This window comes from Halopseudomonas xiamenensis, assembly GCF_014219065.1.
In the GTDB taxonomy this organism is placed as follows: domain Bacteria; phylum Pseudomonadota; class Gammaproteobacteria; order Pseudomonadales; family Pseudomonadaceae; genus Halopseudomonas; species Halopseudomonas xiamenensis.
In genome coordinates, this window is record NZ_JACLGO010000006.1 from 125,156 (window position 1) to 143,112 (window position 17,957).

15 protein-coding genes are annotated in these 17,957 nt (G+C 60.3%); 2 read left to right on the forward strand and 13 right to left on the reverse strand.

Annotated elements, in window-relative coordinates:
* Nucleotides 1-23: 23 nt before the first annotated feature.
* The 10 genes from trpA to leuC form a co-directional block, all read right to left on the reverse strand.
* Nucleotides 24-827 (reverse strand): tryptophan synthase subunit alpha, encoded by an 804-nt coding sequence (trpA, locus tag H6X51_RS05990; RefSeq protein WP_185266606.1) that lies wholly within the window; start codon nt 825-827, stop codon nt 24-26.
* Between the two features lie 10 nt (nt 828-837).
* Nucleotides 838-2,055 (reverse strand): tryptophan synthase subunit beta, encoded by a 1,218-nt coding sequence (trpB, locus tag H6X51_RS05995; RefSeq protein WP_185266607.1) that lies wholly within the window; start codon nt 2,053-2,055, stop codon nt 838-840.
* On the reverse strand, nt 2,048-2,668 hold the full coding sequence (locus H6X51_RS06000) for a phosphoribosylanthranilate isomerase (RefSeq protein ID WP_185266608.1): 621 nt from the start codon (nt 2,666-2,668) through the stop codon (nt 2,048-2,050). Before H6X51_RS06000 ends, trpB begins: the two co-directional genes overlap by 8 nt.
* Nucleotides 2,669-2,724: 56 nt before the next feature.
* On the reverse strand, nt 2,725-3,579 hold the full coding sequence (gene truA / locus H6X51_RS06005; RefSeq protein ID WP_185266609.1) for a tRNA pseudouridine(38-40) synthase TruA: 855 nt from the start codon (nt 3,577-3,579) through the stop codon (nt 2,725-2,727).
* 3 nt (nt 3,580-3,582) lie between these two features.
* Nucleotides 3,583-6,339 carry a FimV family protein gene (locus H6X51_RS06010; protein WP_185266610.1) on the reverse strand — a complete coding sequence of 919 codons (2,757 nt, stop codon included), beginning with the start codon at nt 6,337-6,339 and terminating at the stop codon, nt 3,583-3,585.
* Nucleotides 6,340-6,503: 164 nt separating this feature from the next.
* The gene (locus H6X51_RS06015; RefSeq protein ID WP_185266611.1) at nt 6,504-7,523 is read right to left on the reverse strand and encodes an aspartate-semialdehyde dehydrogenase; all 1,020 of its coding nucleotides are present in this window, start codon (nt 7,521-7,523) and stop codon (nt 6,504-6,506) included.
* A 91-nt stretch (nt 7,524-7,614) separates the two neighbouring features.
* The gene (asd, locus tag H6X51_RS06020; protein ID WP_185266612.1) at nt 7,615-8,727 is read right to left on the reverse strand and encodes an aspartate-semialdehyde dehydrogenase; all 1,113 of its coding nucleotides are present in this window, start codon (nt 8,725-8,727) and stop codon (nt 7,615-7,617) included.
* 78 nt (nt 8,728-8,805) lie between these two features.
* Nucleotides 8,806-9,888: a 3-isopropylmalate dehydrogenase gene (gene leuB, locus H6X51_RS06025; protein ID WP_185266613.1), complete on the reverse strand. Its 1,083-nt coding sequence runs from the start codon at nt 9,886-9,888 to the stop codon at nt 8,806-8,808.
* Nucleotides 9,889-9,962: 74 nt separating this feature from the next.
* Nucleotides 9,963-10,610 carry a 3-isopropylmalate dehydratase small subunit gene (leuD, locus tag H6X51_RS06030; RefSeq protein WP_185266614.1) on the reverse strand — a complete coding sequence of 216 codons (648 nt, stop codon included), beginning with the start codon at nt 10,608-10,610 and terminating at the stop codon, nt 9,963-9,965.
* Nucleotides 10,607-12,040 carry a 3-isopropylmalate dehydratase large subunit gene (gene leuC / locus H6X51_RS06035; RefSeq protein ID WP_185266615.1) on the reverse strand — a complete coding sequence of 478 codons (1,434 nt, stop codon included), beginning with the start codon at nt 12,038-12,040 and terminating at the stop codon, nt 10,607-10,609. Before leuC ends, leuD begins: the two co-directional genes overlap by 4 nt.
* 148 nt (nt 12,041-12,188) lie before the next feature.
* Here leuC and H6X51_RS06040 point away from each other — a divergent pair, with 148 nt between their 5' ends.
* Both H6X51_RS06040 and H6X51_RS06045 read left to right on the forward strand, forming a co-directional pair.
* Complete coding sequence (locus H6X51_RS06040; RefSeq protein ID WP_185266616.1) at nt 12,189-13,085, forward strand: LysR family transcriptional regulator; 897 nt, start codon at nt 12,189-12,191, stop codon at nt 13,083-13,085.
* An 86-nt stretch (nt 13,086-13,171) separates the two neighbouring features.
* Nucleotides 13,172-13,711, forward strand: a complete 540-nt coding sequence (locus H6X51_RS06045; RefSeq protein ID WP_185266617.1) for a glycine zipper 2TM domain-containing protein — start codon at nt 13,172-13,174, stop codon at nt 13,709-13,711.
* An 82-nt stretch (nt 13,712-13,793) separates the two neighbouring features.
* On the opposite strand, the gene H6X51_RS06050 is transcribed toward H6X51_RS06045, so the two are convergent.
* The 3 genes from H6X51_RS06050 to H6X51_RS06060 form a co-directional block, all read right to left on the reverse strand.
* Entirely contained in the window at nt 13,794-14,390 is a 597-nt protein-coding gene (locus tag H6X51_RS06050; protein WP_185266618.1) for a TetR/AcrR family transcriptional regulator, read from the reverse strand.
* A 246-nt stretch (nt 14,391-14,636) separates the two neighbouring features.
* Nucleotides 14,637-15,755: a phosphotransferase family protein gene (locus H6X51_RS06055; protein WP_328795626.1), complete on the reverse strand. Its 1,119-nt coding sequence runs from the start codon at nt 15,753-15,755 to the stop codon at nt 14,637-14,639.
* Nucleotides 15,756-15,863: 108 nt separating this feature from the next.
* Entirely contained in the window at nt 15,864-17,843 is a 1,980-nt protein-coding gene (locus H6X51_RS06060) for a TolB family protein (RefSeq protein WP_185266620.1), read from the reverse strand.
* Nucleotides 17,844-17,957 lie beyond the last annotated feature (114 nt).

The window sequence follows — 17,957 nt, forward strand, 5'->3', positions numbered from 1 at the left end:
CTTTGACCAATATGTCCGATCGCTCAGCGATCCATGGCTGCCCGCATATCGCGAATGACCGCGGTGATGCCGGCACGGGCCTGTTCGAGATCACCGACATTGGCGGCAATCTGGTTGACCAGCACGGAGCCGACCACCACTCCATCGGCCACGCCGGCAATCGCAGCGGCAGAGGCGCCATCACGAATCCCGAAACCGACACCGATCGGCAGATCGGTGACGCTGCGCAGCTGTTCCAGTTTTTCTGCTACCTCGGTGACGTTCAGAGCAGCCGATCCGGTCACACCTTTCAATGAAACATAGTAGACATAGCCACTGGCATGCTCACAGATTCTGCGCGCACGCTCCAGGGTAGTGGTCGGTGCCAGCAGGAAGATGCAGTCAAGGCCGTGCCGGCGGAACAGCGGAGCCACCTGCTCGGCCTCTTCCGGCGGCAGGTCCACGGTCAGCACGCCGTCGACACCGGCCTGCGCCGCCTGCTCGGCGAATACCTCGTAGCCCATCTTCTCGATCGGGTTCAGATAGCCCATCAGCACCACCGGGGTGGTCTGGTTGGTGGTGCGGAACGCGCGCACCATATCCAGCACATCGCGCAGGCTGACGTTGTGCGCCAGGGCCCGTTCCATCGCCAGCTGGATCACCGGGCCGTCGGCCATCGGATCGGAAAACGGCACACCCAGCTCGATCACATCGACACCGGCCTCGACCAGCTCGTGCATCAACGGCAGCATCATCTCCGGGCTCGGGTCACCGGCGGTGACATAGGGAATCAATGCCTTGCGGCCTTCGGCACGCAGCGCGGCGAAACATTGTTCAATTCGGCTCATGTCTGATCCTTTAAATGCTGATGCCATCGATGCCGGCGACGGTATGGATGTCCTTGTCACCACGACCGGACAGGTTCACCACGATGATCTGGTCCGGACGCATGGTCGCCGCCAGCTTCATCGCATAGGCCACCGCATGGCTGGACTCCAGCGCCGGCATGATGCCTTCGATACGGGTCAGCTCACGGAACGCCGCCAGGGCTTCGGTATCGGTAGCATCCACATAGTTGACCCGACCGATATCCTTCAGCCAGCTGTGCTCCGGCCCGACACCGGGGTAATCCAGGCCGGCGGACACCGAGTGGGTCTCGATGATCTGGCCATTCTCGTCGGCCATCAGATAGGTGCGATTGCCATGCAGCACGCCCGGCTGGCCGGCAGCCAGCGGCGCCGCGTGACGCCCGGTCTCCACACCGTCACCACCGGCCTCGACACCATACATGGCAACATCCTGGTCCTCCAGGAACGGATGGAACAGGCCGATGGCATTGGAACCACCGCCGACACAGGCCACCAGTGCATCGGGCAGGCGACCGGCCTGCGCCAGGCACTGTTCCCGGGCCTCGCGGCCGATCACGCACTGGAAGTCACGCACCAGCTGCGGGTACGGGTGCGGGCCAGCCACGGTACCGATGATGTAGAAGGTGTCGTCGATATTGGTCACCCAGTCGCGCATCGCCTCGTTCATCGCATCCTTGAGGGTCTTCGAGCCTGAGGTCACCGGAATCACCTCGGCACCGAGCAGCTTCATGCGATAGACGTTCAGCGCCTGGCGCTTGACGTCCTCGGCGCCCATGTACACCTGGCACTTCAGGCCCAGACGTGCAGCCACCGTAGCCGTGGCCACACCGTGCTGGCCGGCACCAGTCTCGGCGATGACCCGCGGCTTGCCCATGTGCTTGGCCAGCAGCGCCTGGCCGATGGTGTTGTTGACCTTGTGCGCACCAGTGTGATTCAGGTCCTCGCGCTTGAGCCAGATCTGCGCACCACCGATCCTGGCGCTCAGGCGCTCGGCAAAGTACAGCGGCGAGGGGCGACCGACATAGTGCGCCAGGTCGCGATCGAACTCGGCCTGGAATTCCGGCTCCCCGGACAGCTTGTTGTACAACGCCTCCAGCTCATCGAGTGCATCCATCAGCGTCTCGGAGACGAAGCGGCCACCGTAGGGACCGAAGTGACCGTGCTGATCGGGCACGCTGGTGTAATCAATGGAATTTGAATCAGACACGCTTCACCTCTTGAATAAAAGCGTTGATTTTGGCGATATCCTTGATCCCCCTGGCGGCCTCGACACCACCACTGACGTCCACCGCCCAGGGCGCCGTGAGGTCGATGGCCTGGCGGACATTGTCCGCCTGCAGGCCACCGGCCAGAATCAGCGTCCAGCTGCGTTGGGCAGGAATCATGGACCAGTCGAAAGTCTCTCCGGTACCACCCGGCACGCCGGGCTTGTAGCTGTCCAGCAGGATGCCCTGAGCACCCGGCCAGCGGCTTGCCAGCACGTCCAGGTCGTCCCCGGCACGCACTCGCACGGCTTTCAGATAGGGGCGTGCGAACCGCTGGCAGAAGGCATCCGGCTCATCGCCATGGAATTGCAGCATGTCCAGCGGCACCTGCTCCAGCACTTGGCGGATGCGCTCTTCGCTGGCATCCACGAACAACCCGACGCTGGTAACGAAAGGCGGCAACGCCTGCACAATGGCCCTGGCCTGCTCGATGCTCACCGCCCGTGGGCTGGCGGCATGGAACACCAGGCCGATAGCATCAGCCCCGGCACGCGCAGCCGCCAGTGCATCCTCGATGCGGGTGATGCCACAGATTTTGACGCGCGCCATGGACAAGCTGGATACCTTGAATAATCAAAGCAGACGATAGTAGCAGATCGGGCTGCGCGGCGTCAGTCCAGCTCATTGAGCGGCGCGAGAAAATGCGGCCCCATGTAGCGCTGCGGCAACTCGAAGTGATCGGCGTAGGTCACATCCACCAGGTACAGGCCGAACGCCGGCGCGGTCAAGCCACCGGTGTGGCGATTACGCGCATGCAATATCTCCCCCGCCCACTCGATCGGCCGCTCGCCACAACCGATCTGCATCAGCACGCCGGCGATATTGCGCACCATGTGATGCAGGAAGGCATTGGCTCGGATATCCAGCACGATGAACTTGCCGAAACGGATCAACCTGAGATGGTGAATGGTCTTGACCGGCGACTTGGCCTGGCAGGCCGTGGCCCGGTAGGAGGTGAAGTCATGCTCCCCGACCAGTACCTGTGCCGCCTCCTGCATGCGTTCCACATCCAGTGGCCGGTAGTTCCAGGTCACCTCGCGATTGAGCTGGGCCGGACGCACCGGATCGTTGTAGATCACATAACGATAGCGCCGGGCCATTGCTGAAAAGCGCGCATGAAAGTCCATGCCCACCGGCTTGGCCCAGACCAGACTGATGTCGTGCGGCAGATTGGCATTGGCCCCATGGAACCAGTTGTCCGGCGAACGCCGGGCCGTGCTGTCGAAATGAATGATCTGGCAGGCGGCGTGCACTCCGGCGTCCGTACGCCCGGCACAGAACAGCTGGACAGGATGATTAGCCACCCGCGACAGCGCCTTCTCCACCTCTTCCTGGATGCTGCGCACCCCTGGCTGCTGGCGTTGCCAGCCGCGATAGGCCGTGCCGCTGTATTCGAGGCAGGCAGCCACCCGTGAAACAACAGCGGCCGCCCCGGGGGCGGCCGCATCTTCATTCGTACTACTCATGTATCAGCCAAGTTGCTCCATCATTTCGCGAGCGTCCTGCTGCTGTTGTTGACTCCCTTCCTCGACCACTTCGGCAAGGATATCACGCGCGCCCTCCTCGTCGCCCATATCGATGTAGGCGCGGGCCAGGTCGAGCTTGGTGGCACATTCATCGGTATCGGACAGGAAGTCGAAATCTTCATCCAGGCCATCGGCGCTCATCTGGTCCTCATTGGCGGTGGTGGCAAAGCCGGCAGGCACGGCATCCTCCTGCTCGACGCCCTGCTCGGCCTGCATGGCCGATTGCAGCTGCGCCTCGAAACCGGCCAGGTCATCATCGGTCAGGGTGAAGCTGTCATCCCCTGCCAGCGTCTCGACCGCGGCATCGTTGGCGGCACCCTGCTCTTCGGCATCCGCCAGACCCATCGCCTCGAACTCGGCAAGCAGGTTGTCCGCCTGCAACTCGTCATCCAGGGCCAGGTCGAAGTCATCGGTCGATGCCTCGGCCAGCGCCGGCGATTCCGGCTCTGGCTCTGGCTCTGGCTCTGGCATATCGAAAGTCTCTTCCAGAAGCTCCGCAGCAGGTGCAGGCAGCTCCTCGTCCAGGTCGAAATCCAGATCGAAGCCCAGTTCGTCTTCGACATTGCCATTGTCAGCCAGGGAAGCCGCGGTTTCCTCCTCCAGGCCGAAGTCGTTGAAATCGAACTCCTCGATCTCGGTATCCGGCAGCACCGGCTGCTCCATGCTGTCAGCGACGACATCGGCGTCGGACAGCTCTTCCAATTCATCTTCCTCGGCGTCCTCGGCAGCCTCACCGATATCCAGCAAGGCGGCACCGGTCATCAGGCCGGCGGCCATCAATGGATAGCGGGCATGCATCATTTCCACCGCAGCGCCGTCAACACCAAGGCTGCGCAGCGCCTGCGCCTGCTCGGCATAGCCTTGCGGGTTTTCCCGCAGCGCCTCGATCTCCATCATTTTCAGGCGCAGATCGGTACGCTGCGGCTCCAGCTCGATAGCCGAGCGCAACACCTCGGCCGCCTCATCCAGCTTGCCATAGGCGATCAACGCATCGGCCTCGGTCAGCGGATCGCGGTCGATATCCATACCATCCTGTTGCAGCGCCACGTTGAAGTCATCGCTTTCATCGGCAGCCGTATCAGCCACCGGCTGGGCCATGAAATTGTCCATCACTTCAGCTTCGCGGCGGGCATTGCGTCGCGCGATGGCCATCAGGATCAGCAACAGCACCAGCAGTGCTACCGCCCCGGTACCCAGCAACAGGCTCTGGTTCTGCATGAAGCGCTGCAGCAATGCCTCAGGCGAGCTGCTCTCAGCAGGCTGCACGACAGCCGGCGCGGCCGGCGTCGGCTCCACCGGTGCCGGACCGCCATTCGAGGAAGGCGGCGGTACCTCGCTGGCCGGCGCGACGGCAGGCACTACGGCAAGCTGTTCGTCGTTGTCGGCAGCGTCTTCATTCCCTTCGTCCCTCTCCGCGTCGGACCCGGCCGCAACATCCTCGCCCGGCAGGCCGTCGGTTTCCAGCGGCTGCTCCAGCAGGTCCAGCGCGATGGTCTCGTCGGCCGCCGGTTTCTCCTCCGGCACCGGCAGGATATCGGGCAGCTCGTCATTATTGCCGCTCAACTCCTGCTGCAGCGCCGCCAGCTGGGCATCCTTCAGCTCCAGCAGGCGTTGCAGCGTCTCCAGCTGGCCCTGGATATCCGCCATGCGCTCATTCAGCTCGGCCTTCTCGCGCTCGGCTGAATCCAGTTGCTCCTTGGTCCGATCCAGCGCATCGCGCAGGCCGCCATTCTGACCATCGGCAGCGTCGGTATTGTTGTCACTGGCCTCGTCCGTGCCAGCCACCAGGCGCAGGGAATCGCCGTTGCGGGTTTGCGCAGGGGCATCACCGGCAACGCTGCGCTCCCGCGCATCCAGCTGCCGCGGTGCCGGCTCGGCGGCTGGCTGGCGGTTCTGCCAGGCAGCCGTCTGGCTGCCGACCTGCGCTACCGCCTCGGCACGGCTGCGCACGGCGGCCTGCTCGGCAGTCGGCAGGGTCAGGGTCTGGCCGGCCTTGAGGTTATTGATATTGTTGCCGATGAAAGCATTGGGGTTCAGGTCCTGAATGGCCAGCATGGTCTGGTGCACGCTGGCACCCTGCGGCCGGGTCTGCAGCGCGATACCCCACAGGGTATCGGCGCGATTGGTTTGCCATTGTCCATCCCTCGCGGCGGCCGCCGGGGCTGCTGGCGCGGCGCGCTGAACCGGCGCGCTGGCAGACGGCGCCGGCGCAGGTGCCGAAGCGGTGGGTCGGTTCAAGGTACCTGAGGTGGTCGAGGCCGGTGGCGCTGCCGCGGCGCTGGCGGTGATTGGGGTCGGCTGGTACAGCGGCGGGTCCAGCAACAGCGTGAACTCGCGCAGTACCCGGCCCGAAGGCCAGCGCACTTCCATCAGGAAATTCAGGTAGGGTTCCTTGACCGGGCGACTGGAGGTGACCTTGATGAAGGCCTTGCCGTCCGGCCTGACCATGGGAGTGAAGGTCAGGTCGGTCAGAAAGAACGAGCGGTCGATGCCAGCCCTGCCGAAATCATCGGCCGAGGCCAGTACCGAACGAATTTCACTACTGGTCAGATCGCGGACCTGCAGCAGCTCAATTTCGGCATCCAGCGGCTGATTCAGCGCCGACCGCAGGTTGATTTCCCCAACCCCCAGCGCCTGGACCATATTGGATGACATCAGGGCACTAGCTGCGGCGACAGCCAAAACCAGTTTGCGAACCATAGCGAAGATCCTTTGCTTTTATCGTTTACACGCGTCCATGAACCCCATCACCGCACTACCGGCCTGAGCCCGGCAACCGGCAACCTGAAATCGGTCGGGCGCAAAATCAATGCTTACCCGGCCAATACCTGAACTGCCTGTTACAAATCAGCAGCAAGTATCGATTACAAATGGTCTTTTATCAATAACTCAGCGACAGCCAGACTGTTAAGTGCGACACCTTTTCGAAGATTATCAGACACCACCCACATGCTGATACTGAGCGGATCGAAAGAATCCTGGCGCAAGCGCCCCACCCAGACCTGGTCGCTGCCGGTAGCATCGCTGACCGGCGTCGGATAGCCGCCGGCGGCGGGCTTGTCGAGCAGCTTGACGCCGGAGGCCTTGCGCAGCAGGGTCGCGGCACGCTTGGCCGTCAGTGGATCACGGGTACGAATCTGCATCACCTGGGCGCTGCCGAAAAAGGTCGGCACCAGCACGCAGGTAGCCGATACCGGTAATTGCGGCAATTCGAGGATACGGCGGACATCGTCGGCAAGCTGCCGCTCCACCGTACTGCTGCCATCCTCATCGGCCTCACCGATACGCGGAATCAGGTTGAACGCCGCCTGCTTGTCGAACGTACCCTTCTCCGCCGGCTGGCCATTGAGCAGGCGGCCGGTCTGCAGCGCCAGGCCCTCGACTTCATCATTACCCTGGGTCGACATCGATTGGTAGGTCGCCACCGTCACCGACTGCAGGCCGGCCTCGCCGATCAGCGGCTGCAAGGCGACCAGGGTCTGTACCACCTGGGCATCGGGACAGGCGACGATGCCGCGTACGCCCACACCATCCAGCGCCTGCGGATTGACCTCGGCGACCACCAGCGGTACATCCGCCTCATGCCGGAACGCGCCACAGGCATCCACCACCAGGCAACCGGCATCCACGGCGGGCTGCGCCCAGGCGGCAGCCAGCTGCGCATCGGCGAACAGCACCAGGGCGACCCGGGAAAAGTCGAAGCGTTCCAGCACTTCCACCCGCTGGCTCTGCCCCTTGAGCATCGGCCGCCCACCGGCACGCTCCTCGGTATCCAGCAGATGGATCTGCCCGAAGGCGAACTCCTGCTCATCCAGCACATTGAGCAGTGTTTCCCCTGCCAGGCCACTCACTCCCACCAACGCTACATCACGGGTCTTGCTCATAGGGCATTTTCCAATCGAATCCGAATCCACAAAAAACAAGGGGCATCCCCGCCAGGCAGGGATGCCCCATTACCTCACCAGCCGAAACGACTCAACCCTCGAGCAGGATCCGCAGCATGCGGCGCAGCGGCTCAGCCGCGCCCCACAACAGCTGGTCGCCGACGGTGAAGGCCGACAGGTACTGCGAGCCCATGTTGAGCTTGCGCAGGCGCCCCACCGGCACCTTCAGGGTTCCGGTCACGGCGGTCGGAGTCAGGTCACGGACACTGGCTTCCTTCTCGTTCGGCACTACCTTGGACCAGGGATTGTGCGCGTCCAGCATGGCCTCGATATCCGCCAGCGGGACATCCTTGTTCAGCTTGATGGTCAGCGCCTGGCTGTGGCAGCGCATCGCGCCGATCCGCACGCAGATACCATCGACCGGGATCGGACGACCGCTGCGACCGATGATCTTGTTGGTCTCGGCCTGGGCCTTCCACTCTTCGCGGCTCTGGCCATTGGGCAGTTGCTTGTCGATCCACGGGATCAGGCTGCCAGCCAGCGGCACGCCGAAGTTCTCGGCCGGGAAGCCGTCGTCACGCAGGGTCGCCGCCACCTGGCGATCGATATCCAGGATGGCACTGGCCGGATCGGCCAACTGATCGGCCACCGCGCCGTGAATGCTGCCCATCTGGGTGATCAGCTCGCGCATGTTCTGCGCACCGGCGCCACTGGCCGCCTGGTAGGTCATGGCGGTCATCCATTCGACCAGGCCGTTCTCGAACAGCCCACCGAGCCCCATCAGCATCAGGCTGACGGTGCAGTTGCCACCGACGAAGGTCTTGATGCCATCACGCACCGCCTGGTCGATATTCCGGCGGTTGACCGGGTCCAGCACGATGACCGCTTCATCTTCCATGCGCAGCGCCGAGGCGGCGTCGATCCAGTAGCCTTTCCAGCCTTCGGCACGCAGCTTGGGATAGACCTCATGGGTGTAGTCGCCGCCCTGGCAGGTAATGATGACATCCATCGGCTTGAGGGCTTCAAGGTCGTAAGCATCCTTCAGCGCGGGAATATCCTTGCCGATATCGGGACCGGTGCCACCCACGTTGGAGGTGGTGAAGAAAACCGGATCAATGGAAGCAAAGTCATTCTCTTCACGCATACGTTGCATGAGCACCGAACCCACCATGCCCCGCCAGCCGATCAAACCAACTTGTTTCATAACTGCAGACCCCCATGGGGTGAAAATTCTCGACAAATGTACCCGGCAGCGCCGGGTACAAATAAGCAATACGACAGATTACAGGTTTTTCAGTGCCGCTACCACGGCGTCACCCATTTCCCGGGTGCTGACCTGACGGCAACCTGCAGCCATGATATCACCGGTGCGCAGGCCCTGATCCAGCACCTGACTGACGGCCTGCTCGATGGCATCAGCCGCAGTAGCCTCGGCGAAGCTGTAGCGCAGCATCATGGAGACCGACAGGATGGTCGCCAGCGGGTTGGCGATGCCCTGCCCCGCGATGTCCGGCGCACTGCCATGGCAGGGCTCGTACATACCCTTGTTCTGCTCGTTCAGCGAAGCCGACGGCAGCATGCCGATGGAGCCGGTAAGCATGGAGGCCTGGTCTGACAGGATATCGCCGAACATGTTGTCGGTGACGATCACGTCGAACTGCTTGGGCGCCCGCACCAGCTGCATGGCGGCATTGTCGACGTACATATGCGACAGCTCGACGTCCGGATAGTCCCTGGCCACCTCTTCCACCACTTCCCGCCACAACTGGCTGGAAGCCAGCACGTTGGCCTTGTCCACCGAGCACAGCTTCTTGCCGCGCAGGCGGGCCATGTCGAAACCGACGGTGGCGATGCGGCGAATCTCGCTCTCGCTGTAGGGCAGCGTGTCGTAGGCCTGGCGCTCGCCATTGTCCAGCACACGGCGCTCACGCGGCTGGCCGAAGTAGATGCCACCGGTCAGCTCACGGACGATGAGGATATCCAGCCCGGACACCACCTCGGGCTTGAGCGTGGAGGCCTCGGCCAGTTGCGGATACAGCAGTGCCGGACGCAGGTTGCCGAACAGCCCCAGCTGCGAGCGGATCTTCAGCAGACCGCGCTCGGGCCGCAGCGCCGGGTCGATGGTGTCCCACTTGGGACCACCCACCGCGCCGAGCAGGATGGCATCGACCTGACGCGCCCGCTCCAGGGTCTCGTCGGCCAGCGGCGTGCCGTAACGATCATAGGCTGCACCACCCAGGTCGTCGTAGCTCAACTCGACACCCAGATCATACTTGTCGCTGGCCAACTCCAGCACCTTGACTGCCTCGGCAACGATTTCCGGACCGATTCCATCGCCCGGGAGAACCAGAATTTTCTTGCTCATGTCTTTTCCTGTGAAAAAAGCCTCAAGCGCAAGCAACATCAAAGCCTGCTGATAGCTTGCCGCTGACAGCTGGTTTATTTGATGGCGTCAAACAGCCACGGCTGGGCCTGGCGGTGCTTTTCCTCGAACGCACGAACCGCGTCGGCGTCCTGCAGGGTCAGGCCGATATCGTCGAGGCCGTTGAGCAGGCAGTGCTTGCGGAACTCGTCGATCTCGAAGCCATAGCTCTTGCCATCGGGACGGGTAACGGTCTGCGCCTGAAGGTCGACGGTCAACTGGTAACCTTCCTGCGCTTCAGCCTGCTTGAACAGCTCATCGATATCTTCTTCAACCAAAACAATAGGTAACAAACCATTCTTGAAGCTGTTATTGAAGAAAATATCCGCAAAGCTCGGTGCCAGCACGGCACGGAAACCGTACTCATCCAAGGCCCAGGGCGCGTGTTCACGGCTGGAACCACAACCGAAGTTCTCCCGCGCCAGCAGCACGCTGGCACCCTGGTAACGCGGCTGGTTGAGCACGAAGTCGGGGTTCAGCGGACGATTGCTGTTGTCCTGGCCGGGATAACCCTCATCCAGGTAGCGCCATTCATCGAACAGGTTCGGGCCAAAGCCGGTACGCTTGATCGACTTGAGGAACTGCTTGGGAATGATCTGATCGGTATCCACATTGGCCCGATCCAGCGGTGCTACCAGGCCGGTGTGTTTGGTAAAGGCCTTCATGCTGTCGCCTCCTCTGCAAGCATCTCACGTACATCCACGAAATGACCGGCGATCGCCGCCGCCGCCGCCATGGCCGGGCTGACCAGGTGGGTACGCCCGCCATTGCCCTGCCGCCCCTCGAAGTTGCGGTTGGAGGTCGAGGCACAATGCTCGCCCGGCTGCAGCCGATCCGGGTTCATCGCCAGGCACATGGAGCAACCCGGGTCGCGCCATTCGAAACCGGCTGCCTTGAAGATCAGGTCCAGCCCTTCGCGCTCGGCCTGCTCCTTGACCAGCCCGGAACCCGGTACCACCATCGCCTGCTTGATAGTGGAGGCAACCTTGCGGCCCTTGGCCACGGCTGCCGCAGCGCGCAGGTCTTCGATCCGCGAGTTGGTGCAGGAACCGATGAATACCCGGTCCAGGGCAATCGAGGTGATCGGCTGGTTGGCTTCGAGGCCCATGTATTGCAAGGCACGCTGGTAACCACTGCGCTTGACCGCGTCGGCCTGCTGCTGCGGATCAGGTACGTTGGCATCCACCGCCGCCACCATTTCCGGCGAGGTTCCCCAGGACACTTGCGGCTTGATCTGCGCGGCATCCAGTTCGACCACGGTATCGAACCGGGCATCGGCATCGGAGACCAGATCCTGCCAGGCGGCAACGGCCTTGTCCCAGTCCTCGCCCTTGGGCGCGTAGGGGCGGTCCTTGACGTAGGCGATGGTCTTCTCGTCGCAGGCCACCAGGCCGACGCGGGCACCGGCCTCGATGGCCATGTTGCAGACGGTCATGCGCCCTTCCATCGACAGACTGCGAATCGCCGAACCGGCAAACTCGATGGCATGGCCATTGCCGCCGGCCGTACCGATCTTGCCGATCACCGCCAGCACTATGTCCTTGGCGGTGACGCCAAACCCGAGTTCACCCTCGACCTTGACCAGCATGTTCTTCATCTTCTTGGCCACCAGGCACTGGGTCGCCAGTACGTGTTCGACCTCGGAGGTGCCGATGCCATGGGCCAATGCACCGAAAGCGCCATGGGTAGCGGTGTGCGAGTCACCGCAGACGATGGTCATGCCCGGCAGGGTCGCGCCCTGCTCCGGCCCGACCACATGCACGATACCCTGGCGCCGGTCGGTCATCTTGAATTCCAGGATGCCGAAGTCGCGACAGTTGTCATCCAACGTAGTGACCTGCAGCTTCGAGACCTGGTCCTCAATACCCGCGACGCCTGCGGCGCGGTTATCGGTCGGCACGTTGTGGTCCGGCGTAGCCAGGTTGGCGTCGATGCGCCAGGGCTGGCGGCCAGCCAGGCGCAGACCTTCGAAGGCCTGCGGCGAGGTCACTTCATGCAACAGATGACGGTCGATATACAACAGGGCCGAACCATCGTCCCGTTGCTTGACGAGATGACTATCCCAGAGCTTGTCGTAGAGCGTCTTGGCGGACATGCTTGTCTCCTGAATCGGGCTATTGGCCATCCATCCCGGCGCCATGCCGGTGGGCAGCTTCTTTTGATCACGACTCGATGGTAAGAGCTGGCCAGCAATAAAACAAATTCATTATATTCATGCATTGGATAACCAACAGGAATCCATCATGGATACAGCCAATCTCGATGCCTTTCTCGCCGTGGCGGCCACCGGTTCCTTCTCCCGCGCCGCGGAACAGCTGCATCTGACCCAGCCGGCGGTGAGCAAGCGCATCGCCACACTGGAACAACAGCTCAATGTGCGCCTGTTCGACCGCATCGGCAAGCACGTCGACCTGACCGAGGCGGGACGTGCGCTCAAGCCTCGCGCCGAACTCATCATCAACGCCCTGAACGATACCCGCCGGGCACTCGGCAATCTGTCGGCCACCATCCAGGGACGCCTGCGCCTGGCAACCAGTCATCATATCGGCCTGCACCGCCTGCCGCCGATACTGCGCCGCTTCACCAAGGCCTACCCCGGCGTGGTGCTGGATATCGAGTTCCTCGACTCCGAGGTGGCCTATGAGAAGGTGCTGCACGGCGAGATCGAACTGGCGGTGATCACCCTGGCACCCGATGTGCAACCACCGATCGTGGCCACGCATATCTGGGATGATCCGCTGGAGTTCGTGGTCGCCCCGGAACATCCGCTGGCCGGCATGCCCCGCGTGCCCCTGCAGCGGCTGGCGGCCTATCCGGCAGTGTTTCCCGGGACCACCACCTTCACCCACCGGGTGGTCAATCAGCTGTTCGAGCAGCACCGCGTCACCCCGCAGGTGAGCATGAGCACCAACTATATGGAGACCATCAAGATGCTGGTGTCCATCGGCCTGGCCTGGAGCGTGTTGCCACGGACCATGGTCGATGCGCAGGTGCGCGTGCTGGACATTCCGCATACCCGACTGGTGCGCGAACTGGGCTGCATCCACCACAGCGGGCGCACCCTGTCCAATGCCGGCCAGGCGCTGATCGCGCTGCTGCAGGACGAGGCAGCCAGCCAGGCCAGGGCAATGAAAGACTGAACTTGCCCGCCGGGGCGTGGTCTCAGCATTACCACTTGCGGGTCGCCGCAGCAGATCAATCGTCATCAGGAAGTCAGGGAATCACCATGAACAAGTCAATGTTGTCAGGTATCGTCATCGGCGCCGTCGTGGCCACTGCCGGCGGAGCCATTGCCGGATACAATGCACTGTCCGACAAGACACCGACCCATGCCGAGGTGCTCAACGTTGTCGAGCTCAAGGAAAACGAGCGCATTCCCCGTGAAGTATGTCAGCAGGTTGCCGTGACCCGCCAGAAACCGGTGCAGGACCAGCACCAGGTGCTCGGCAGCGTGGCTGGCGCGGTGATTGGCGGTGTGCTGGGCAACCAGGTCGGCGGCGGCTCGGGCAAGAAGATCGCCACGGTAGCCGGTGCGGCCGCTGGCGGCTATGCCGGTAACAAGACCCAGGAACGCATGCAGCAGAACAATACCTACACCACCACCGAACAGCGCTGTGAAACCGTGTACGACAGCAAGGAGAAGGTCGTCGGTTACCAGGTGGACTACAGCATCGGCGAGCGTACCGGCAGCGTCAGGATGGATCGCCACCCCGGGGAGAAAATTCCGCTGCAGGATGGTGAACTGGTATTGAGTGCTACCAACTGAAATGGCGATATTGAAAGCTTATGCTGCCCTCCTCTTCCGCAGGGCAGCAGATCAATATAGAACAGCCCTACAGAGATACTGATTATCTGTCTGCCGGGCCAGCGGTTTGATCGCGCCTCTTGTCTAATAGGTGTGCTGCGCCCGTCAGAATGTCCGCAACCAGTTCAACATCTCCCATTCCTTGCTCAATCCACTGAGAAACCACAGCTTCGATATAGCCGATGCGCCCCCGACCATCCAAGCGCTCCAACAGGTCAAGCTCACTCCAGGGCCGCCCATACATGGACTCCACCATATGCCTACGACTCGACTGAACCAGTGAATCCAGGTCAGCATGCAGCTCGGAGGCACGCATCCAGACCTCATGCCCCCAAGGGGCGTCTTTCATTATCTGCAGATAAGAAGAAAAACGATTGCGCATGGGCTCTTTTGAGCCATTTCCCAGAAGTACCTTCTCCACCTCACCCATGATGTCTTGAGTAGCCGCTCTCAGCAAATCATCTGTGCTGCCAAAATAGTAGCGAGGCAACGTAGCGGCTACTCCTGCTTCCCGCGCCACAGCCTCCAGTGAAAACCCGTTCAGTCCTGATTGCGAAAGGATGCGCCTGGCGGTCTTCAGAATTTGCGCTTTCCTGGCCTCTGGCGAGAGTCTACGCGTCGCAGCGCTCTTCTTGTCCATCTATCCTCCCCTGGTTCATATTGAGGCTCGCCAACACAAGCCTCCATCCACTCCAGCACCATCTCTGGCCACCCCAGCGCGCAGGAGATAGCTCTCATCTCAGCATTGTATCCGCGTAGTCTAAAAGCAATGCCGTTTATTATGGGCCTACCAGCAAGTCTGAATCCAGCAGCCCAGATCATCACGAAGCATGCAACTGATTGCAAAAATCCAGACCTGCTCGCTATCTGATCAAAATACAACAAATCACCATATGCTCCCCCGGGATATAGAGAGCTCAGCCATCTCTCTCAGTATCCCATTCAGAAAAATGAATCGGCGCGTTTCCGCCTCGCCAGGAGCCTCTCTTCGCAAGTACAGGTTTCTAGTTATGCAAGCCTTTCTGAAGAGGCCCAGCACATAATAAAACACCACACTTTTCGTACATCTCCCGCTACCTTGCGCATAGCGTTCAACAATGTCCTGTCTACTCAACATCCCTGGAAGATGGCTGGGCTGCCACCGGACATTCTGCCACTTGGCGGGATCCCGTTGCTCAATCCAGTACGCCAGCATCACCCCCAGATCAAGTAAGGGGTCACCCACCGTCGCCATCTCCCAATCCAGTATGGCGGTGATCTCCGCAGGACGATCACTATGTACCAGGAGATTATCCAGTCTGAAATCGTTATGTACTATCGTAGGCGACTCTGTAGTCTGGGGTATGTTATCGGCAAGCCACTGCAGGACTTCATTCCAGGAAGCTGCCTCTTTGACTTCAGCGCTTTCATACTGCTTTTCCCAGTACTCCAACTGCCGCATCAGATAACTATTCGGACGCCCAATACCCTTGGCAAGGAACGGCGCAGGATCCAGGCCATGCAGCGCTATCAACTGGTCAATAAATTGTTTGCTGAGTGAGCGCGCACCGGCTGCATCAAGCGGCAACACATTTTGCGCCTCATCAAGAAGAGACTGGCCAGGGCAGCGCTCCATAATCAGCAATGCTGGCTCGCAGCTGCTGTCATGATAGGCAACAGGCGTCGGGGAGCACTGCAGCAGTGACTGTAGTTGCTCTAGAACAACGTACTCACGACGCAAGCCATGATCCCCATGTGCCTGGGGCTGATCCAAAGAAATCTTTACGACAAAATCATGTTCGGATGGGTAGCTTATCAAGTAGGTCAAGCGAGAGACCCCACCCAGCAATTGCCTGACACAAGGTCTCCCTTTGACACAGGATCTAGCAGTCTTTATCAATGAGTCAATAAGAGGGAGATTTAAACGCCACTCAGCAGGAGGCTGAGCACTCCTTTCATGGGTCACATGGAAATATTCTTCCGCAAGGTTATTACTCTTAACATGCATAACTTCTAGCCTTAACATACAACAGGCGGCTTGAAGACATCCTTGAATCAAGTGCCATCCAGGAGAACAAAAAAGTGCCCGGGCGATGCAGTGGGCTCTGCATTGCCCGGATAGCCAAGCTATGCCCTACCCTCCAATGCTTACCTTTGTCGGCGCAAGCGTATCGCCGGCGGTTACATCAAGCTGAGTTCCTGCAGCAGCCTTGAATCTGGCCACCCCATACCCATCGGTATACACCTCAACACCACTACCGGAGATGAGAGCATGCCGTACAGGCGAGGTGGAAACTTCAGTCTGATCCTGCCCCATTCTGCCAATACTGGCAGTTACCTTGACCTCATACTCGCCACCGCCAAGCGACTTCAACTGCGCATCCAGCTGGGGCAAGGTGGGCGTTTGCTGCTCAGGACAGTAACCACTGTCATCGTCCATCCAAATAGGCAAACCGGTAACGGTGGTGCCGTTATAGTTGACTACGGAACTGCCAACCGAGACTCGGGTATCATCTCCCGGATTACTGACGGTAACATCCAGATTCAGATAGCCAGTGTTCTTGCCCGTCATGGTCAAATCAGCGACATATTGCAGCTCACCAAAAAATGGCTTTCGGTGATCCACACTCATTGCTCCGTTTATGAAAGACTCACCATCTTCTGAGTAATTTTCATAAACTTGCGTCCACTTTCCTTGTAGGGGTCCACCTATACCAGAAGGGCTATAAGTGACAGTCACTGTCCCACCACCAGGGCCATCCAGCGTAACCGTACCGCTATAACTGAATGATGACTTGTACTCTCCAGGCCTGGGAGCCCAGTCTCCAACGACGGTTTCGACTACGGGCAAGGGCTCGCCAGCCTCTTTGGCAGGCAGATGAGCAAACAACAGGAAAGACGGTGCCTCGCCTCCGTAGACGCCACCACCGGGACCAACCACTGTGAGAGCAAGCCTATTGCTATCACGACTCCATGTGGGCGCCCCAAGCACATTCACTGTTACCCGAGCATCGTCATACTTCAGGTTGATGATTGGCTGTCCAGATAAACTGCCCCCCTCGTCACCTGTTGCAGGCAGTAGCCACTGCGGCCCGGCACAGTACAGGTTACCGGGGGAGTTGGTCAGCCTGGAAGTCATTGAAACCGCTGCAGCCGCATCGATAAAGCTGCGGAAGGGAAACAAGCCACCGGCCCATGTGTATACATCGTAGCCTCGACTACTCCAGACATTGAGCAGCTCGCCATCCGGCGTCATGGCCATGTCTTCATCCCAGTCCGGATGAGCTGTCAAACGGGTACGCTCCCCCGTTTTCAGATCAACCTCCCAGATATCTGGATTGAACGCATTGGCTCCACCGGCCTGAACGTAGACTGCTGCTGCCCCGCCTCGGGTAAAGGTTTTCAACTCATACAGTGCAGCACCCTCCGACCATCTTTCGATACTGGGATCATCTAACGAAAAAGGTCCCGGAGGATTGATTACACGAAGGTCCTCAACAATATATTTATCGTCTTGACGAACCAGCTTGCCGACCACCATTTCCAGAAGGCCATCAATAGTTACATTGGAATAGCCTACATGCTCACCATCTGGAGCGAGTTTCATCTGTGCGCCTATGTACGGCACAGGCGCGTTGTCAGGAAAGGGAAGCTCATATGGGAGAATTTTATATGCCTGGCAATCAATCAAGCTGGGAGCGCATTCAAATACCCTGTTAGTCAGGCCAAATAGCAACCGTTTGCCGTCGGGAAAAGGGTTTACTAACCCTACCCCTTGGAACACCTCACCTTCCGCAGTGGCAGTACAGGTCACACATTCGGTCTCGCCAGTTTCGACGTTACCAAGAATCAGATGGGGGGTGCTCCCTTGCATCGCTTGAGCTACCACATGCTCACCATCCGGAAGAAAAACGGCATTTCCCGCCGGGCCAAAACCTGGAGGCAAGTCCATCTTCTCCAGGAGAATAGGCTGAAACGCAAAGGGGGCATCCGGATCGACCTCATCATTACCGGACTTGGAACCGGAACCACCACTGCTCAGACAGCCAGACAGGCCAAGCAGAGAACACAGCAGTGCGGTGGATGCTGCCGACTTGAGAATAGGGGTGCGCATAACTTTCTCCTGATCATTATTCAAAACATATAAGAGTTATTACGGCGCCCACAATAAACCATTATTATGGCACCCGCAATATAAATTGCGTGCGCAAACCCTATGAACAATACG